The sequence below is a fragment of the Mesorhizobium sp. M0058 genome (assembly GCF_040323095.1).
Lineage (GTDB): Bacteria > Pseudomonadota > Alphaproteobacteria > Rhizobiales > Rhizobiaceae > Mesorhizobium.
In genome coordinates, this window is record NZ_JAMYUQ010000026.1 from 26,743 (window position 1) to 42,435 (window position 15,693).

General features: G+C 63.7%; 13 protein-coding genes. 2 read left to right on the forward strand and 11 right to left on the reverse strand.

Annotation, left to right across the window (positions count from 1 at the left end):
* Positions 1-26 precede the first annotated feature (26 nt).
* Positions 27-1,010: an ABC transporter permease gene (locus NKJ75_RS30170; protein ID WP_050588086.1), complete on the reverse strand. Its 984-nt coding sequence runs from the start codon at positions 1,008-1,010 to the stop codon at positions 27-29.
* 285 nt (positions 1,011-1,295) lie between these two features.
* On the opposite strand from NKJ75_RS30170, the gene NKJ75_RS30175 reads away from it, so the two are divergent.
* Positions 1,296-2,258: a sugar-binding transcriptional regulator gene (locus tag NKJ75_RS30175; protein ID WP_023684411.1), complete on the forward strand. Its 963-nt coding sequence runs from the start codon at positions 1,296-1,298 to the stop codon at positions 2,256-2,258.
* Positions 2,259-2,274: 16 nt separating this feature from the next.
* Here the strand turns inward: NKJ75_RS30175 and NKJ75_RS30180 are convergent, their stop codons facing one another.
* The 8 genes from NKJ75_RS30180 to NKJ75_RS30215 form a co-directional block, all read right to left on the reverse strand.
* A complete protein-coding gene (locus NKJ75_RS30180) occupies positions 2,275-2,868 on the reverse strand; it encodes a hypothetical protein (protein ID WP_155924217.1) in 594 nt (197 codons plus the stop codon).
* 97 nt (positions 2,869-2,965) lie between these two features.
* Positions 2,966-4,453 (reverse strand): xylulokinase, encoded by a 1,488-nt coding sequence (locus NKJ75_RS30185; RefSeq protein ID WP_023684409.1) that lies wholly within the window; start codon positions 4,451-4,453, stop codon positions 2,966-2,968.
* A gap of 20 nt (positions 4,454-4,473) precedes the next feature.
* Positions 4,474-5,796: an NAD(P)H-dependent oxidoreductase gene (locus NKJ75_RS30190; RefSeq protein ID WP_023668524.1), complete on the reverse strand. Its 1,323-nt coding sequence runs from the start codon at positions 5,794-5,796 to the stop codon at positions 4,474-4,476.
* A 161-nt stretch (positions 5,797-5,957) separates the two neighbouring features.
* On the reverse strand, positions 5,958-7,061 hold the full coding sequence (locus NKJ75_RS30195) for a mandelate racemase/muconate lactonizing enzyme family protein (protein WP_023696609.1): 1,104 nt from the start codon (positions 7,059-7,061) through the stop codon (positions 5,958-5,960).
* 17 nt (positions 7,062-7,078) lie between these two features.
* Entirely contained in the window at positions 7,079-7,786 is a 708-nt protein-coding gene (locus tag NKJ75_RS30200; RefSeq protein WP_023828020.1) for a GntR family transcriptional regulator, read from the reverse strand.
* Positions 7,787-7,965: 179 nt separating this feature from the next.
* The gene (locus NKJ75_RS30205; protein ID WP_023687079.1) at positions 7,966-9,120 is read right to left on the reverse strand and encodes an efflux RND transporter periplasmic adaptor subunit; all 1,155 of its coding nucleotides are present in this window, start codon (positions 9,118-9,120) and stop codon (positions 7,966-7,968) included.
* A gap of 14 nt (positions 9,121-9,134) precedes the next feature.
* Complete coding sequence (locus NKJ75_RS30210; protein WP_352500554.1) at positions 9,135-12,323, reverse strand: efflux RND transporter permease subunit; 3,189 nt, start codon at positions 12,321-12,323, stop codon at positions 9,135-9,137.
* A complete protein-coding gene (locus tag NKJ75_RS30215; protein ID WP_352500555.1) occupies positions 12,317-12,577 on the reverse strand; it encodes a hypothetical protein in 261 nt (86 codons plus the stop codon). The genes NKJ75_RS30210 and NKJ75_RS30215 overlap by 7 nt, the downstream gene beginning before the upstream one ends.
* 242 nt (positions 12,578-12,819) lie before the next feature.
* Between NKJ75_RS30215 and NKJ75_RS30220 the strand changes: the two genes are divergently transcribed.
* Positions 12,820-13,401 carry a TetR/AcrR family transcriptional regulator gene (locus NKJ75_RS30220; RefSeq protein ID WP_352500556.1) on the forward strand — a complete coding sequence of 194 codons (582 nt, stop codon included), beginning with the start codon at positions 12,820-12,822 and terminating at the stop codon, positions 13,399-13,401.
* A 336-nt stretch (positions 13,402-13,737) separates the two neighbouring features.
* Here NKJ75_RS30220 and NKJ75_RS30225 read toward each other — a convergent pair whose 3' ends face one another.
* Together NKJ75_RS30225 and NKJ75_RS30230 are read right to left on the reverse strand one after the other, a co-directional pair.
* Positions 13,738-14,760, reverse strand: a complete 1,023-nt coding sequence (locus NKJ75_RS30225) for a LacI family DNA-binding transcriptional regulator (protein ID WP_023668516.1) — start codon at positions 14,758-14,760, stop codon at positions 13,738-13,740.
* A 136-nt stretch (positions 14,761-14,896) separates the two neighbouring features.
* The gene (locus NKJ75_RS30230; RefSeq protein WP_023745525.1) at positions 14,897-15,691 is read right to left on the reverse strand and encodes an ATP-binding cassette domain-containing protein; all 795 of its coding nucleotides are present in this window, start codon (positions 15,689-15,691) and stop codon (positions 14,897-14,899) included.
* Positions 15,692-15,693: the final 2 nt, after the last annotated feature.

The window sequence follows — 15,693 nt, forward strand, 5'->3', positions numbered from 1 at the left end:
GCGAATTCTCAATTGTGCCCCGCTCTCTATCGCGCCCTGCGCCGCCAGGTGTCGCTGGCGACGGCCAGCGCGATCACCACGCCGATCACCACCTGCTGGATGAAGGGCGAGACGCCGAGCAGATTGAGGCCGTTGCGCAGCACGCCGATGATGAGCACGCCGACCGCTGTGCCGCCGATCGAACCGACGCCGCCCGAGAGGCTGGCGCCGCCGATCACCACCGCCGCGATGGTGTCGAGCTCATAGCCGAGGCCGGAACTCGGCTGGACCGAATCCAGCCGCGCGGCAAGCACAATGCCTGCAAGACCCGCAAGCACGCCGCAGATGGCATAGACCCAGTTGGTCAGCGACTTCACCGGAATGCCGGAGAGCCGCGCCACCTCGGCGCTGCCGCCGATGGCGTAAAGGCTGCGGCCGGTGGCGCGGTAGTTGAGGAAGATGGCGAAGACGATCGCCAGCACCATCATCACCCCGACTGTGACCGACAGGAAGCCGAAATGGCGGATGATCGACAGGCTGGTGAACCAGTCGGGAAAGCCGACGATCTGCGAACCGTCGGTGATCATGTTGGCAAGACCGCGCGCCACCGACATCATCGCCAGCGTCGCAATGAACGGCGGCAGCCGGGTGACGGTCACCAGCAGGCCGGACACCAGTCCGCAAAGGCCGGCGACGACCAGTGCTGCGACGACGCCGGCCGCAAGGCCGAGATTGAGATAGTCGGGGTGGGAGACAAAGCCCATCACCATGGCGGCCAGCGCCAGCACCGAGCCGACCGAGAGATCGATGCCGCCGATCAGGATCACCAGCGTCATCCCGATTGCCATGATGCCGAGCACCGTGATCTGGTCAAGTACGTTGAGGATGTTGCGCACGGTGAGGAACGTGTCGGTGGTCAGCGTCAGCGCCAGGCAAAGCAGCAGCAGCCCGATCAGCGGCCCCATGGTTCCGGCAAACAGCGCCGAAAGCTTCGCGGCCGTCGCACCTTGAGTGCCGGGCGCGGCTTTCAACTCGCCAGCCTTCGACTCGCTTGCATCATTACTCACGGCCACTTCGTCTCCTCCGTCAGCGAAACGACGATGGCCTGCCGTCCGCTCTTGTTCACCAGGCACCTCCCTGTGAACAATTTATCTTTGATATGCAATTTTGTTCAGCTAAACTGTTCATTAGAAAATTGTCAAGAGCCGTTGCGCCATTCGGCGAAGGTTTGCGCCACAGGGCGGTTTGTCCTAGGGAAGGCCAGGCGGCGGCGCTTGCGGAAAAGATTTCCGAAATCTGCCGCGGGAGGGCAAAAGATGGCGACCGTCGAAAATGAGAAGGCTTCGCGCTTCCCCGATGCCGAGCTCAAGGCCCGCGCCGCCTGGCATTACTATGTCGAAGGGCTGACGCAGGAGCGCATCTCCGAGATTCTTGGCGTCGGCCGCATCAAGGTGCACCGGATCCTGTCGGCTGCCCGCGAGGAAGGCATTGTCCAGTTCCGCATTCGCGACAGTGTCGTCGAATGTGTGCAGCTCGAGGAGAGCCTGAAGCAGCGCTTTGGGCTAAGCCAGGCGGTCGTGGTGCCGTCGGCCGCCGACCGCAGCAACGCGCCGCTGATGATCGGCCACGCGGCTGCCGCCTATCTCGCCGACAACGTCAATGCCGGCGACGTCATTGCGCTGGGCTGGGGCCGGACGCTGAAATTCGCCATCAACGAATTGCCGAGGCGGCCGATTGCCAGGACGACGGTCGTCTCGATGCTCGGCGGCCTCACCCACGCGCAGCCGCTCAACCCGACCGAAAGCGCCTGGGAGTTCGCCGAAAAGATCGGCGCTGAATGTTTCCTGCTGCCGGTGCCGGTCTATGCCGACAAGCCGGAACAGCGCGACGCCTTCATGAGCCAGCGCAGCGTTCAGGATGTCGTCTTCCGCGCGCGCCGCGCCAACATCGCCGTGCTCAGCGTCGGCTCGTTTTCCAAGGACAGCCCGATCGCCAATTACGGCTTCATCAAACCGAGCGAACTAGAGGAATTGCAGGCGGCCGGCGCGGTCGGCGACCTCTTGTGCCATTTCATCGACGCCGAGGGCCACTCTGTCGACCATGAGGTCAACCGCCGCGTCTGCGCCTATCCGCTGCAGGATCTGTCCGATATTCCGAGCATCATCCTGGTGTCAGGCGGTCAGGAGAAGGTCGCCGTCATGCGCGCCGCGCTCGCCAACACCAGGATTTCGGTGCTCATTACCGATGAGGATGCGGCCAAAGGCCTGCTCAACCGTTGAGCGCTGTCGGCGTCGGTCAGAATTCGCAGGGCTCCGGACGACTGTCGTCCGACCAGTCGGCCAGTGCGATCGGCACGAATTTTCCCGCGACCGGTTTGCCGTCGTCCAGGTCCTTTGAAGCGGTACCTTTGCCGGTGAGAAAATTGATGTCGCAGCCGCCCAGCGTCGTCCCGACCGAGCCGTCGGCTTTCTGCACATTCCAGTCCCAGTCGCGACTGTAGCCGGCGACAAGGAATTTACCGCCGCGCCAGACGATGGTCAGCGTCGCATCCCATGATTTGTTGGCGCCGCAGCCGAAGCACGAGGTGACGACAAGCGATCCCTTGCCCTTGCTTTCGAGCCCGAGAATACGGTCCTGCGTCAGCGCCCTTTTGACAAAGTCAGGCTTGCGCGAAGGATCGAGCTTTCCTTCGCCGGCAGCCAGATAGATCGAGAGATCCGCCAGCCCGGTTTCGGAATCCGCCGCGATCGCGGCCCGATCCATCCTGCCGTCATTGTCCATGTCGAGCGTGACCTCGAAGGGCGGCTCGTCCTGCGCACGCGCCGTCATTGGAGCTGCCGCAAGCGCGACAATCCAGGGCAGGGCGGCAAGGTGAAATACTGCTTTCATGAGCCCGATGAGTCTAGCATTGGCCGGGCAGGACGCAAAATCGGCAAGCTGGGCAGGTTGGGCATGGGAGCCTCACGCAGGCAAGCTGCGCTTGAACTCAGATCGCACCGAGCCGCGCGTGGATGTCGCGTGTCGCGTGATAGAGGTCGCGGTAGATCGCCTTGCGCGCCCGGTAAGCCGGCACCAGCGTCATATCCGGATCGACACGCCTGGCCGGCGCCGCCGCCATCGCCTTGGCGGCGTCTTCCGGCGAGGCAAACCAGCCGATCGCCGAAGCCGCCAGCATGGCCGCGCCAAGGGCCGCCGCCTCGTTGACCGGCGACACGAACAGCGGCCGCTCCAGCACGCTGGCCATGATCTTCATCAGCAGCGCCGAATTGGTGCCGCCGCCGGCGGCAATCATCTCTCCCGGCTTGCCGCCGCTTTCGGCCTCCATCGCCTCGCTGGCGATGGCTTGCTCCAAAGCGATGCCTTCCAGCGTGGCGCGGAAGAGATGCCTGGGCTCATGGTCGAGCGACAGGCCAACAACGGCGCCGCGCGCCGCGCCATCCCAATAGGGGCTCATGACGCCGGCCCAATAGGGCATGACCAAAAGACCGTCGCTGCCGGCCGCAACATCGACCGCACCCTTCTCCAGTTCTGCCGCGGAAGACGCGCCGGTGGTGCGCACGATCCAGTCGACCAGTTGCATGCCCGAGCGCAGCACGGTTTCCAGCATGAAGCCCGAACCGGTGGGCGAGACCAGCGTGCGAAACGCGTCCGATGTGGTGACTGTGCCGGAATAGCAGCCGCAGACGACACCGGAGCCGAGCGAGAGATAGCTCCTGCCGGCACCATAGACGCCCATGCCGAGACCCATGGCCTGGCCATCGCCGGCGCCGGCGACAATTGGCGTGCCCGCTTTGAGGCCAGTCAGCTGGGCAATGCTTTCGGCAAGGCCGCCGCAGATTTCGCCTGGGCCGATCAGCGCCGGCAACTGCCGTGGCTGCAGCCCTGCAGCCGCCACAAGCTCAGCGTGCCATTCGCCTGTCGCGACATCGAGCAAGCCGAGCGGGTCGGCACTTGCCGTGCTGGTAACCAGCTGTGCGGTCAGCCGGTGAACGAAGAAGCCATGAACATCGACCAGGGCGGCGGCGTTGGCCAGCACCTGCGGCTGGTGTTCCGCCAACCAGGCGATGGCATAGAGCGCCGGCGTCGGATCCGGCGGCTTGCCGCTCCAGTCGCGGATCGCTTCGCGGCCGAGTTCGGCCGACAGCCGGGCGACTTGTGGCCGGGCGCGCTCGTCAAGCCACAGGATCGCCGGGATGAGCGGCGTGCCGGCCTGATCGATCAGGGTGAAGGTCTCGCGCTGATGGGCTATGGCAATTGCCGCCACGCGCGCGGCGCCGACCTTGTCGGCAACCTGCTTCAGCGCACTGACGAGGGCTGCCCACCAATGTTCGGCATCCTGCTCGAAATGGCCGGGCTTCGGATTGGCCAGCGGATAGGCCTCGCGCGCCTGGAACAGCTCCGCGCCGTCGCGGGTGAAGGCGATTGCCTTCACCGCCGTCGTCGAGGCATCGATCCCGATAACGACATCGTCCATCACAGGGAGATCCCGAAGGTTCAGGCGGCGTTGGTCACAAACTGTCCGTCCGACTGGTCGAGACGGCGGCGGATCTGCGTTATCACCATCGAATCGTCGGGTACACAATTTTCATAGGTGAGGAAGTCGCCGGTCTTGACCGGCTTGACCACCTTGGCGCGTTCGGCAATCCCGAGCGGCAGCGCGCCCTTGGCGCGGGCGTCCTCCCAGGTCATGGCGAAGCCGCGATAGTCGTTCTCGCCGATCATGCCCAGCGACTGCCCTGCGCCGAGATCGCTTTTGGCCACCGCCACCGCTTCGGCGACCGGATGGTCGAGCGGCTCCATGTCGGCGCGTTTGTAGACAACGGCGCGCGCCGCCGACAGTGGCACTTCAAGGCTTGTCAGGTGATAGGGACGGTAGATCGTGAAATAGGGGCCCTTGCCGACCTTGAGGTCGACCATGCGCTCCAGCACGCGCGGATGCCTCGTTTCGATGATGCAGAACACGCCGGGCGCCACGCCCTTGCCGATGGAATAGTCGACCACGCCCTTGCGGTGCAGCACGCCGCCATCCTCGCGCGGGCAAAGAACGCTGGCCAGTTCCTCCAGCGTCGCCGTCGGGCCGTGCATGCCCGGCACGTCGGGCACCAGCCCGGTGGCGTTGGCGATAGCCACCATCTCGATCGCCGTCTTGGAACCGTCGACGAACTCGACCAGCATGCGCGCATTCATGTTGCGCTCGGCCGCTTCCTTCTCGTAGTCGGCGGGCATGGCGTCGATCTTGAGCGGGTTGTTTTTGCCCTTGCCGGCGGCGATGATGTTGAAGCCGAGGCTCTTGGCGAAGCCGATGATCTCCAGCGTGCAGGCGGGTTCGTCGCCGGCCGCACCGGTGTAGACCACGCCGGCCTTGCGCGCTTCCTCCTTGAGGAAGCGGCCGATCGTAATGTCCGCCTCGACATTGAGCATGACGATGTGCTTGCCGTTCTTCATCACTTCGAGCGCAAACAGCGTGCCGATGTTGGGATTGCCTGTCGCGTCGATGATGACATCAATGCGGCCGGCCGCGGCCAGCGCATGCAGATCTTCGGTGACAGCGATCTTGCCGGCCTCGATGGCGCGGTCGATGGCAGAGGCGTTCGCAGCCTGGACGATGTCGGAGCGGTCATGGCCGGCGAGCAGTGCGGCATCGATCGCCGCTTGCGGCCGCACCTCGGAAATGGCACCGATCCGCATGCCCGGCATCAGCGCCACCTGGACGACGATGTCGGTGCCCATCTGCCCGGCGCCGGCGAGTCCGATGGTGATGGGCCCTTGGGCTTCAGCGCGCTGCAGAAGTTCCGCTGCAAATTGCGGATGGGCCATATCGCTTCCTCCAGTCATGACGCGCCGCAGCGTCAAATCATCATTTTGAACATTCCTATTTCCATTTGAAAAATATTTCAACCCGCAAATCGGAGAATGGCTGCAGGACCAAATCTCCCACGGAGGATTCGTGGGGTGACAGCTTCATGCTGCGCTTGATCTCAGCCGATCTCTAGGAAAGGCTTGCCGAGCAGGTCGGGCACGACATCGATGCCGAGGCCGGGCCCGTCGGGAATGCCCATGTGGCTGCCGGTGACCGGTGGGGCGTTGGAGGCCGTGCGCACCGTCACCCACTCATGGAAGGCGATGGCGTGCAGCCGGCGTTCTTCCGGCGTCGACAGCGACAGATGCGCCATCGCCGCCGTGTCGATCTCGGCGCCGCCCGTATCCTCGACGGTGATCATGAAACCGAGATCGACGGCGACGTCGCGGATTTGCCTTGTCCTGGTTACGCCGCCAAGCCGCGAGATCTTCAGCGTCAGCCCGTCGGCGGCGCCCAGGCGATGGATTTCCAGCATCGCCTCGAGCGAGATGACGCTCTCGTCCAGCACCATCGGCTTGTCGAGCATGCGTCGCACCGACATGTTCTCCTCGATCGTCGTGCAGGGCTGCTCGAACGTGTAGTCGATGCCGCGCGTTGCATCGGCGAACTGCCGCGCCTGGTAGGGTGTCCAGCCGGCATTGGCGTCGCAGAAAATCACCGTGCCTTTCGGCACGGCCGAAGCGACTGCGCTCACCCGCTCGATGTCTTCATGCACATTGCCGCCGACCTTGACCTGCAGCCGGCGGCAGCCCTGGGCGATGATCCTTTTGGCCAGTGCCGCCATCTGGTCGAGCGTGCCGTGGGTGACGACGCGGTAGGTCTCCGCCATGTCGCTCTCGCGGCCGCCAAGCATGGTCACCAGCGGCACGTCGGCGGCCCGGGCCGCCAGATCCCAGCAGGCCATGTCGAGCGCCGACTTGATGTAAGGATGGCCCTTGAACACCGTATCCATCAATCGGCCGATGCCGGCGAGGCCACGCGGGTCCTGGCCGATCAGGTGCGGCGCGATCTCGACCACGCCCGCGCGCGTTCCCGCCGGAAAGGCGGCCGAATAGAAATTGCCGAGCGGCGCCATCTCGCCCCAGCCGGTCACGCCGCTGTCGGAGGTGATGGCGACGATCACCGCATCGAAGCAGTCTGCAACCCGCCCCTTGGACATGCGGTAGGGCCCGTCCACGAACGGCTGCACGACGCGATAGGCCTTGATGGTTTTGATCTGCACTTGTCTGTCCGTTGTCTCTAGGCGTTGAGGAGGGTCAGCCCTTCGATGTTCCGCTGATCGAGGCCACGCGCATAGGCAAGCAGCTCTTCGAAATCGAGGTCGATATGCTCGCGCGCATGGCGCTGGGCAGCGCGCATGTCGGCGCCCTTCAAGAGCCGCACATAGGTCTCGTGGAGATCTTCGGCCGGCACCGGCTCGTTGCGGGCCCGCTGGTGCAGGGCAAAATACATCTGCAGCCGGCTGGTCAGCCGCTGCCAGGTTTCCAGCAGCACCGAATTGTCGGCCCATTCATAGATCAGCCCGTGCAATTGCAGCGCGGCTTCGATCTGGCGGGTGGTGTCGCGCGCGCGCGTCGCCTGCTTCACTGCCTCGTGCCGGCGGTCGAGTTCGTCGAAGAAGCGCTGGTCGCGCAGCTTCCATGTCCGCTCGATGGCGAATTCATCGAGCACCTTGTTCAGCGAATAGGCGTCGTCGATATCTTTGGCGGTGACATCGATGACGAAGGTGCCGGCATAGGGAATGCTGGTCAGGATGCCTTCCTGCACCAGCTCGCGCATTGCCTCGCGCAACGGCGCACGGCTGACCCTCATCTGCTCGGCGATCCTCAGCTCGTTGAGCTTTTGGCCGGGTTCCAGCTGGCCGGTCAGGATCGCCCGCCGCAACAGCGCGACGATCTCGGCCCGGCGTGTCGTATCCGCGATCGGATTGAAGTCCAGCTTGGCCATTCCGTCACTCCAGTGAGAGCCGGAAACAGACAAGCAGATTGTCGACAATCCTACAATATGTCTGTTCCGGATTCTTGTGCCTTGCGGTTACTCCAAAAACGGCGTGCGGCGCTCCATAAAAAACGGCGCCCTCGGCGTGGAAGCCGAAGGCGCCGCAGGACCGGGGCTGATGGGGGTTATCAGCTGGCCGGTTTCTCCTGGGGCAATGGCGAGATCGGCATTCCTGGTCCGATCTTCTGCAGATTGCCGGTTATCACCTGGTCGCCTTCGGCAACGCCGCTGAGCACCGCCACAAGGTCGCCGCTGGTCGCGCCGAGCGAGACGATGCGCTGGTCGACCGTGTTGCCCTTGCCGACTACATAGACATATTTGCCGAGCTGGCTCGAACCCAGCGCCACCTGCGGCACCATCAGCGCGTCGGGCAGCTGCTTGATGTGCAGCCGCACCCGGACATACTGGCCCGGCAGCAGCGAGAACTTCGCATTGCCGATGGTGGCGCGCGCCGTAATCGTGCCGGTCGAGTGGTCGACCGTGTTGTCGATGAAGGTGAGTTCGCCCTTCTGGCTGGCTTCGGTCTCGCCGGGCAGCAGCACCTCGACCTCGATCGGGCCGGCGGCCCGGGCCTGTTCGATTTCGGCCAGATCCGTCTCGCTCGGATTGAAGGTGACGTAGATCGGGTCGAGCTGCACCAGCGTGTTCAGCACCGTGCCGGCGACGCTGACCAGCGTGCCGACCGAAGCCTGGTTGCGGCCGACGCGGCCGGCAAACGGAGCGTGGATTTCGGCGTAGCTCAAATTAAGCTCGGCCGTCCGCACCGCCGCCTGGTTGACGGCAAGCGACGCTTCGGCCTGACGCAAGGTGCTCGTGCGCTGGTCGAACCCATCCTTGGCCAGATAACCGCTCTTGGCGAGTTCGGAGCCGCGGCCGAGATTGGAGCGTGCATAGTCGAGGCTCGCTTGGTCGCGCTGCACTTCGGCCTTGGCCTGGTCGAGAGCCGCCTTGAAGTCGTCGGGCGAGATTTTGTAGAGCAGATCACCCTGGCGCACATCCGCGCCGTCCTCAGCCGTCTGCTCCTGCAGATAGCCGGGCACGCGGGCCTGCAAGGTGACGCTGCGGATCGCCTCGATGCGGGCGGCGTAGTCGAGATAGATCGGGATCGTCTTCTTGACCACGCTCGTCACCGGCACCGGCATAACGAATGCCGCAGGTGCTGCCGTCGCTGCCGCCGTGCCGGCATTGAGGCTGAGATTGCCCATGTCGAGGAAGTGGACGCTTGCCACCGAGATCGCTCCCAGGGCGACGGCCGTTCCCAAAGCTATTTTCCATTTACGCATTTTGGTCTCCAATTCTATTCGGCTGCTTCGGCCAGGCGCATCGGCGCTGGTTCGGCTGTCGGTTCATTATTGTCCTGGTCATGAGCAGCGTTGGGTTCGCTGCGCACGCGGCGTTCGCGCAGCTGTTCGATGACCGCGTAGAAGACTGGCACGAACACCAGCGACAGAATGGTCGCCGCGACCATGCCGCCAAACACGGTGGTGCCGATCGACTGCCGGCTTGCCGCACCCGCACCCGTCGCAAACATCAGCGGCAGCACGCCGAGGATGAAGGCGAAGGCCGTCATCAGGATCGGCCGCAGCCTCAGCCGCGCGGCTTCCATCGCCGCGTCGACAATGCTCAAGCCTTCCTCGCGCCGCCGCCTTGCAAACTCGACGATCAGGATCGCGTTCTTGGCGGCGAGGCCGATCAGCATGACGAAGCCGATCTGCGAGTAGACGTCGATCTGCATGCCGCGCAGGAACAGGGCTGCGAAGGCGCCGAACAGGGCCAGTGGCACCGCCAGCAGCACCATGAACGGCATCGCCCAGCTCTCATACTGCATCGCCAGGATCAGGAAGACGAAGACGATGGCGAGGCCGAAGACGACCGACGCGATCGATCCTGCCTTGAGCTCCTGGAAGGTGATGCCGGTCCATTCGAAGCCGAAATCCCTGGGCAAAGCGGTGGCGGCGGCCCGTTCCATCGCGGCAACCGCCTGGCCCGACGAGAAGCCGGGGGCTGCGCCGCCATTGATCGTGGCCGAGGCGTTGTTGTTGTAGTGCGGCACGGTTTCCGGGCCGACGAACGGCACCAGTTTGCCCAGTGTGCTCAGCGGCACCATGCCGCCGGAGGCGTTGCGCACATAGAGCCGCGAAAGGTCGCCTGCGTCGGCACGTGCATCCTTGTCGGCCTGGATGGTCACCCGGAAGGTGCGGCCGAACAGGTTGAAGTCGTTGACGTAGAGCGAGCCGAGATAGATCTGCAGCGTGTTGAAGACGTCGGGCAGGTTGAGGCCGAGCAGTTTGGCCTTGCTGCGGTCGAGGTCGTAGTTGAACTGCGGCGTCGAGGTCGAGAACGGCGAGAACAGCTGCTGCGGGTTGATTTCCGGCTGCTTGCGCGCCTCGGCGATCACGGCTTGCGTCGCGTCGTTGAGGGCTGAACTGCCGCGCCCGGTGAGATCCTCGACGACGAATTCGAAGCCGCCCGTGGTGCCGATACCCGGGATCGAAGGCGGATCGAAGGACAGCGCGAAGGCTTCCGGAATCTGCATCAGCTTGCCGCGCACGTCGGCGACGAGCTTCGACGCGCTCTGGTCGGGGCCGCGCTCTTCCCACGGCTTCAGGATGGCGAACTCGACAGCCGAGTTCGACTGCGCCGCACTGGTCAGGAAGTTCAGGCCGCTGATCGAACCGACAATCTCGACTCCGGGCGTAGCTTGGAGGATGTCGCGCGCCTTCTGGGCCACCGCGTCGGTGCGCTCCAGCGAGGCGCCGTCAGGCAGCTGGATGACGACGAAGAAGTAACCCTGGTCCTCGACCGGAAGGAAGGTCGAGGGCAGCTTCTGCCAGACGAAGTAGGTGGCCACCAGGCCGGCCGCGAACAGACCGAGCATGATCCAGCGCAGCCGGATGAGGATACGCACGCCATGGGCATAGGCATGCGACAGTCTCTCGAAGCCCGTGTTGAACCAGCGGAATGGGGCGAACTGCGTCTCGCCGCGATGGCGCAGGAAGGCGGCACTCAGCGCCGGGCTGAGCGTCAGCGAGTTGAAGGCGGATATGCCGACCGAAATCGCCACCGTCAGCGCGAACTGATTGTAGAGCTTGCCGGAGACGCCAGGAATGAAGGCAACGGGCACGAAGACGGCCATCAGCACTGCGGTGGTGGCGATGATCGGTCCGGTGACCTCGGCCATCGCGGCCTTGGTCGCCGCCAGCGGTTTGAGGCCCGCCTCCAATTGTCGCTCGACATTCTCGACCACCACGATGGCGTCGTCGACGACGAGGCCGATGGCCAGCACCATGCCGAGTAGGGAGAGCATGTTGAGCGAAAAGCCCATCATTTCCATGACCACCATCGTCGCCACCAGCGACACCGGAATGGCGATGGTCGGGATGATCGTCGTGCGCCAGCTCTGCAGGAAGATGAACACCACGGCCACGACCAGCACCAGCGCTTCGCCAAGCGTGATCAGCACGTCATGCATCGATGCCGACACGAAGCGCGTGGTGTCGTAGTGCATGGCGTAGCTGACGCCCTTGGGAAAACGGGCCGACAGTTCCTGCATCTTGTCCTTGACGTGCTGCTGCAGATCGAGCGCGTTGGAACCGGGCATCTGGTAGACGGCCAGCACCACCGTCGGGTCCTTGCCGAAGAAGGCCGACGACGAATATTGCAGCGCGCCGAGCTCGATGCGGGCGACGTCGCGCAGTCGCACCAGCGAGCCGGTGCCGGTGTTGGCGCGCACGACGATGTCGCCGAACTCCTTGGGGTCGCTCAGGCGGCCGACGGCGTTGACCTGCATCTCGAAGGCGGTGCCGGCGGGCGCCGGCGACTGGCCGATCTTGCCGGCCGCCACCTGGACGTTCTGTTCCGAGATGGCGTTCTGGACGTCGACAGCGGTGATGCCAAGATTGGCGAGCTTGTCCGGGTCGAGCCAGACGCGCATCGAATAGCGGCGCTCGCCGAATATCTGGACGTCGCCGACGCCAGGCAGCCGCTTCAGCGGATCCACGACCTGCAGATAGGCGAGGTTGCTCAGCGCCACCGGATCGACCGAACTGTCGGGCGAGGTCAGGTTGACGATGAGGACGAAATTCGGGTTCTGCTTCTTGATCGTCACGCCGCCCTGGTTGACGATCGCCGGCAGCGAGGAGGCCGCTTGCGAGACGCGGTTCTGGACGTCGACGGCCGCGGTGCTCAAGGAATAGCCGACATCGAAGGTGATGGTGATGGTCGAGGAGCCGTCATTGGAGCTCGACGACGACATGTAGGTCATACCTTCGACGCCGTTGATCTGCTGCTCCAGCGGCGTCGTCACCGTATCGGCGACCACTTGCGCGCTGGCGCCCGGATAATGGGCGCTGACCACGACCTGCGGCGGCGTGATGTCGGGAAACTGCGAAACCGGCAAAAGGAAATAACAAATCGTCCCGGCGAGCACCATGATGATGGCGATGGCCGAGGCGAAGATCGGACGATGGATGAAATAATTTACCACGACACGCAAACCTCTTTAGAAGAACCGGCCTCTTTAAAAGAATTGGCAGACCGGGACAGCCGCCGGCTGCGCACCGAACCCGGGTCCTGCAAAAAATACGAAGACGGCGCCGCACCGCTGAGGCCCTGCTCATCGGCAACGGTCCTCAGCATCGCTTCGAAGGCGCGCGGATTGACGCGGTCCGCTTTCATCACCAGCCGGATCATCGGATCCCGGATGGCTTCATCGATGGTCAAATCCTTGCGCTGCGACATTGGAGCGTCTCCATTCCAGCGATTCGCATCGGACGATCGCGAACCGGTTTTCATCTCTTCACCGGCCGGAGCCGCATGACCTGCAATTTTCACCCTTTGTGATCTGGCAGGACCAGTTCACGGCCTTGTTATTGACGGAAGGCCACATAGGTGTTACCAGTAAGTAACATTCGGATAGTTACAGACCGGTAACACCCTAGTCAAGAGGTGAACCGAATTTTTAGGGAGACAAGGAGACTGCGATGGCAGACGGCATTACCGATCGCGTGCGCCCCCGGGACCGAATCCTGGAGACGGCGCAGGACATGTTTCACAAGCATGGCATCAAGGGCGTCGGTGTCGACGCCATCACGGAAGCCGCCGGCACCAACAAGATGACGCTCTACCGTCATTTTGAGTCGAAGGACGAACTGATCGTCCAATGCCTGCGCGCGTCGGCGGCTAAAGGCGCCGCGATGTGGGACCAATTCGAGGCTGAGCATCCCGGCGACAAGCTCGCCCAGTTGCATGCCTGGATTCGCATGGCCGCTGCTTGCCTGGCGGCTGACGGTCGCGGCTGCGACATGGCCAATGCTGCCGCCGAATTGACCGAGCCGGACCATCCCGCCAGGAGCGTGATCAAGGAGCTCAAGGGCGCTCAGCGCGATCGCCTCGTTGCGCTGTGCCGGGATGCGGGCATCGGTCAGGCCGAGCTTCTGGCCGATACGCTGTCGCTGCTGTTCGAAGGGGCGCGCGTAAGCGTGCAGACCATGGGCTGCCAGGGCCCCAGCACGCAGTTCGTGCGCATGGCTGAAGGCCTGATCAGCTCTTTCAGGGCGCGCTGAATTCCAGCTTTCGGAGTTGAGGAGTCCCCATCATCCGGCGGGGCTTTTGGCTATTCTCCGAACTTGCCCGTCAACTTTAATTTAGATTCATTTGAGAATGAAAAAAGCCCGCTGCCGGGAGGAGGTGGCAGCGGGCTCGATTTCGAACGAGATGCGGGAGGAGGTGCACCGCGCTCAGCGTCGGCATCGCATCTGGGAGGAGTAGATGGCCGACACCCAGATGAGTACGGGTTGCCCAATGATTCGGCAACAATGAAAGTTGCATGGCTGCTGTGCAGATTTGCGGCATCTACCCCGACTTGTCGTACAAATCGGAGAAACCGCCACGGCGCGACTTCACTGCACCGGCACGTTTTCCTTGAAGATCAGCCGTGGCTCGATGAACTTCTTCGTCAGGTAGGGCGCGGCGGACGCGATCGAGCCGAGCAGGCGGATCACAGATTGCTCCGCGATCAGCCGCGCATTCTGGTCGATGACGACATCGGCGAGGTCGTCGACGAGATAGCCGCGCGTTTCCTTGGTCAGGTCGTGGCAGATGAAGACCGGCTTCTTCTTTGGCTTGGCCTCGAGCAGCGCTCTCGCCACACCTGAGCGCCCGGCCCCGACGCAATAGATGCCGAGCAGTTCCGGCTCGTTGTGCAGCGCCTGCATCGTTGCTGTGTAGCTGCCTTCGGGTTCGTCATTGATCTCGACCGCACTCGAGACGGTTAGATTGGGGAATTCCTCTGTTAGTACCGACCGAAAACCCATTTCGCGCTCCTCGTGCCCGCGATAGGAACGCGAGCCGACGACCATCGCCAGATGACCCTGGCGGCCGTTGAGGAAGCGCCCCATCAACAGCGCCGCCGTGCGTCCGGCAACCCGGTTGTCGATGCCGACATAGGCCGAACGCGGGGCGGCTGGAACGTCGGAGACCAGCGTGACAAGGCGGATGCCTGCCTCGACCACATCGCGCAATATGTTGCGCGTTCGCGGATGATCGACGGCAATGACGCCGACGCCATTGGCCTTCAGCGACAGATTTTCAACCGCCGCCTGCAGCGCTGCCGGTGAGATGCCGCCGAGATTGTGGATCCGGCACGAGGCGACCAGCGGCAGGCGCCCCGCATAGTCCTCGATGTGCCCGGCGAGGTCGATCATGAAACCGTTGGCGCCGATCGGCAGGAAGAATTCAAGATGCGCCGGCCGCGACGGCAGCGTCACCTGATCGACCACCGGCAAATAGCCGAGCTGCTTGGCCGCCTCCATCACCCGTTGGCGGTTGGCGGCGCTCGCGCCGGCCCGGTTGTTCAGAACCCGGTCGACGGTCGCGGTCGACAGGCCGCAGCTCCTGGCTATGTCGGCAACGGTGGCTTTCATGGCTGTAGTCATAGAGCATGATCCCGAAAAGTGGGAACCGGTTTTCTCGGACAAACGGGAACCGTTTTGTCAAAAGGTCATGCTCTACAACGAGTTAGAGCGGATGCGTTTCCGTGCCAGACGGCGCGAAGACGGTTCAGCCGTGCGATGGCCCGCCTTCGATGATGGCGTCGCGGATCTCCTTGTCCGACATCCCGGTGATGATGCGTTCGACCTCGGCCACGCTGGTCGTCTTCGGGTCGATGTCGTCGGCCACCACCTTGCCCCGGCGCATGACGACGATGCGGTCAACCACCTGGAAGACATGGTGGATGTTGTGGGCGATGAAGATGCAGGAATGCCCGGAATCGCGCGCGTTGCGCACGAAGCTCAGCACGCCTTGCGTCTCGGCGACGCCGAGATTGTTGGTCGGCTCGTCGAGGATGATCAGGTCGCTGTCGAAGTGCATGGCGCGCGCGATGGCGACGGCCTGCCGCTCGCCGCCGGACAGGGAGCCGATCGGCGTCGTCGGCGGGATGTTCTTGGAGATGCCGACCTGTTTCAACAGGTCGCGGGCGACATTGTTCATCGCCTCCTGGTCCATGCGGTTCAAAAAACGCGGCGGCTTGATCGGCTCGCGGCCGAGGAACAGGTTGCGCGCGATCGACAGCTGCGTCACCAGTGCCGAATCCTGGTAGATCGTCTCGATGCCGTGCGCGATGGCGTCGCTGGTGCTGCGCAGATTGACCTTCTTGCCGCGGATGAAAATGTCGCCGCTGGTCAGCGGCACCGCCCCCGACAACACCTTGATCAGCGTCGATTTGCCGGCGCCATTGTCGCCGAGCAGGCCCACGATCTCCCTTTCGTTGACATGAAAATTGGCGTCTTCGAGCGCCTGCACGCGCCCGTAGGACTTTTTGATGTTGGACATGCGGATGAGCGGTTCAGCCATGG

What these genes read in the sequence shown, in the direction of transcription:
- NKJ75_RS30175 (WP_023684411.1), top strand. Translation starts at nt 1,296, where the DNA reads ATGGCGACCGTCGAAAATGAGAAGGCTTCGCGCTTCCCCGATGCCGAG.
- NKJ75_RS30180 (WP_155924217.1), bottom strand. Translation starts at nt 2,868, where the DNA reads ATGAAAGCAGTATTTCACCTTGCCGCCCTGCCCTGGATTGTCGCGCTT.
- NKJ75_RS30185 (WP_023684409.1), bottom strand. Translation starts at nt 4,453, where the DNA reads ATGGACGATGTCGTTATCGGGATCGATGCCTCGACGACGGCGGTGAAG.
- NKJ75_RS30190 (WP_023668524.1), bottom strand. Translation starts at nt 5,796, where the DNA reads ATGGCCCATCCGCAATTTGCAGCGGAACTTCTGCAGCGCGCTGAAGCC.
- NKJ75_RS30200 (WP_023828020.1), bottom strand. Translation starts at nt 7,786, where the DNA reads ATGGCCAAGCTGGACTTCAATCCGATCGCGGATACGACACGCCGGGCC.
- NKJ75_RS30205 (WP_023687079.1), bottom strand. Translation starts at nt 9,120, where the DNA reads ATGCGTAAATGGAAAATAGCTTTGGGAACGGCCGTCGCCCTGGGAGCG.
- NKJ75_RS30215 (WP_352500555.1), bottom strand. Translation starts at nt 12,577, where the DNA reads ATGTCGCAGCGCAAGGATTTGACCATCGATGAAGCCATCCGGGATCCG.
- NKJ75_RS30220 (WP_352500556.1), top strand. Translation starts at nt 12,820, where the DNA reads ATGGCAGACGGCATTACCGATCGCGTGCGCCCCCGGGACCGAATCCTG.
- NKJ75_RS30225 (WP_023668516.1), bottom strand. Translation starts at nt 14,760, where the DNA reads ATGAAAGCCACCGTTGCCGACATAGCCAGGAGCTGCGGCCTGTCGACC.
- NKJ75_RS30230 (WP_023745525.1), bottom strand. Translation starts at nt 15,691, where the DNA reads ATGGCTGAACCGCTCATCCGCATGTCCAACATCAAAAAGTCCTACGGG.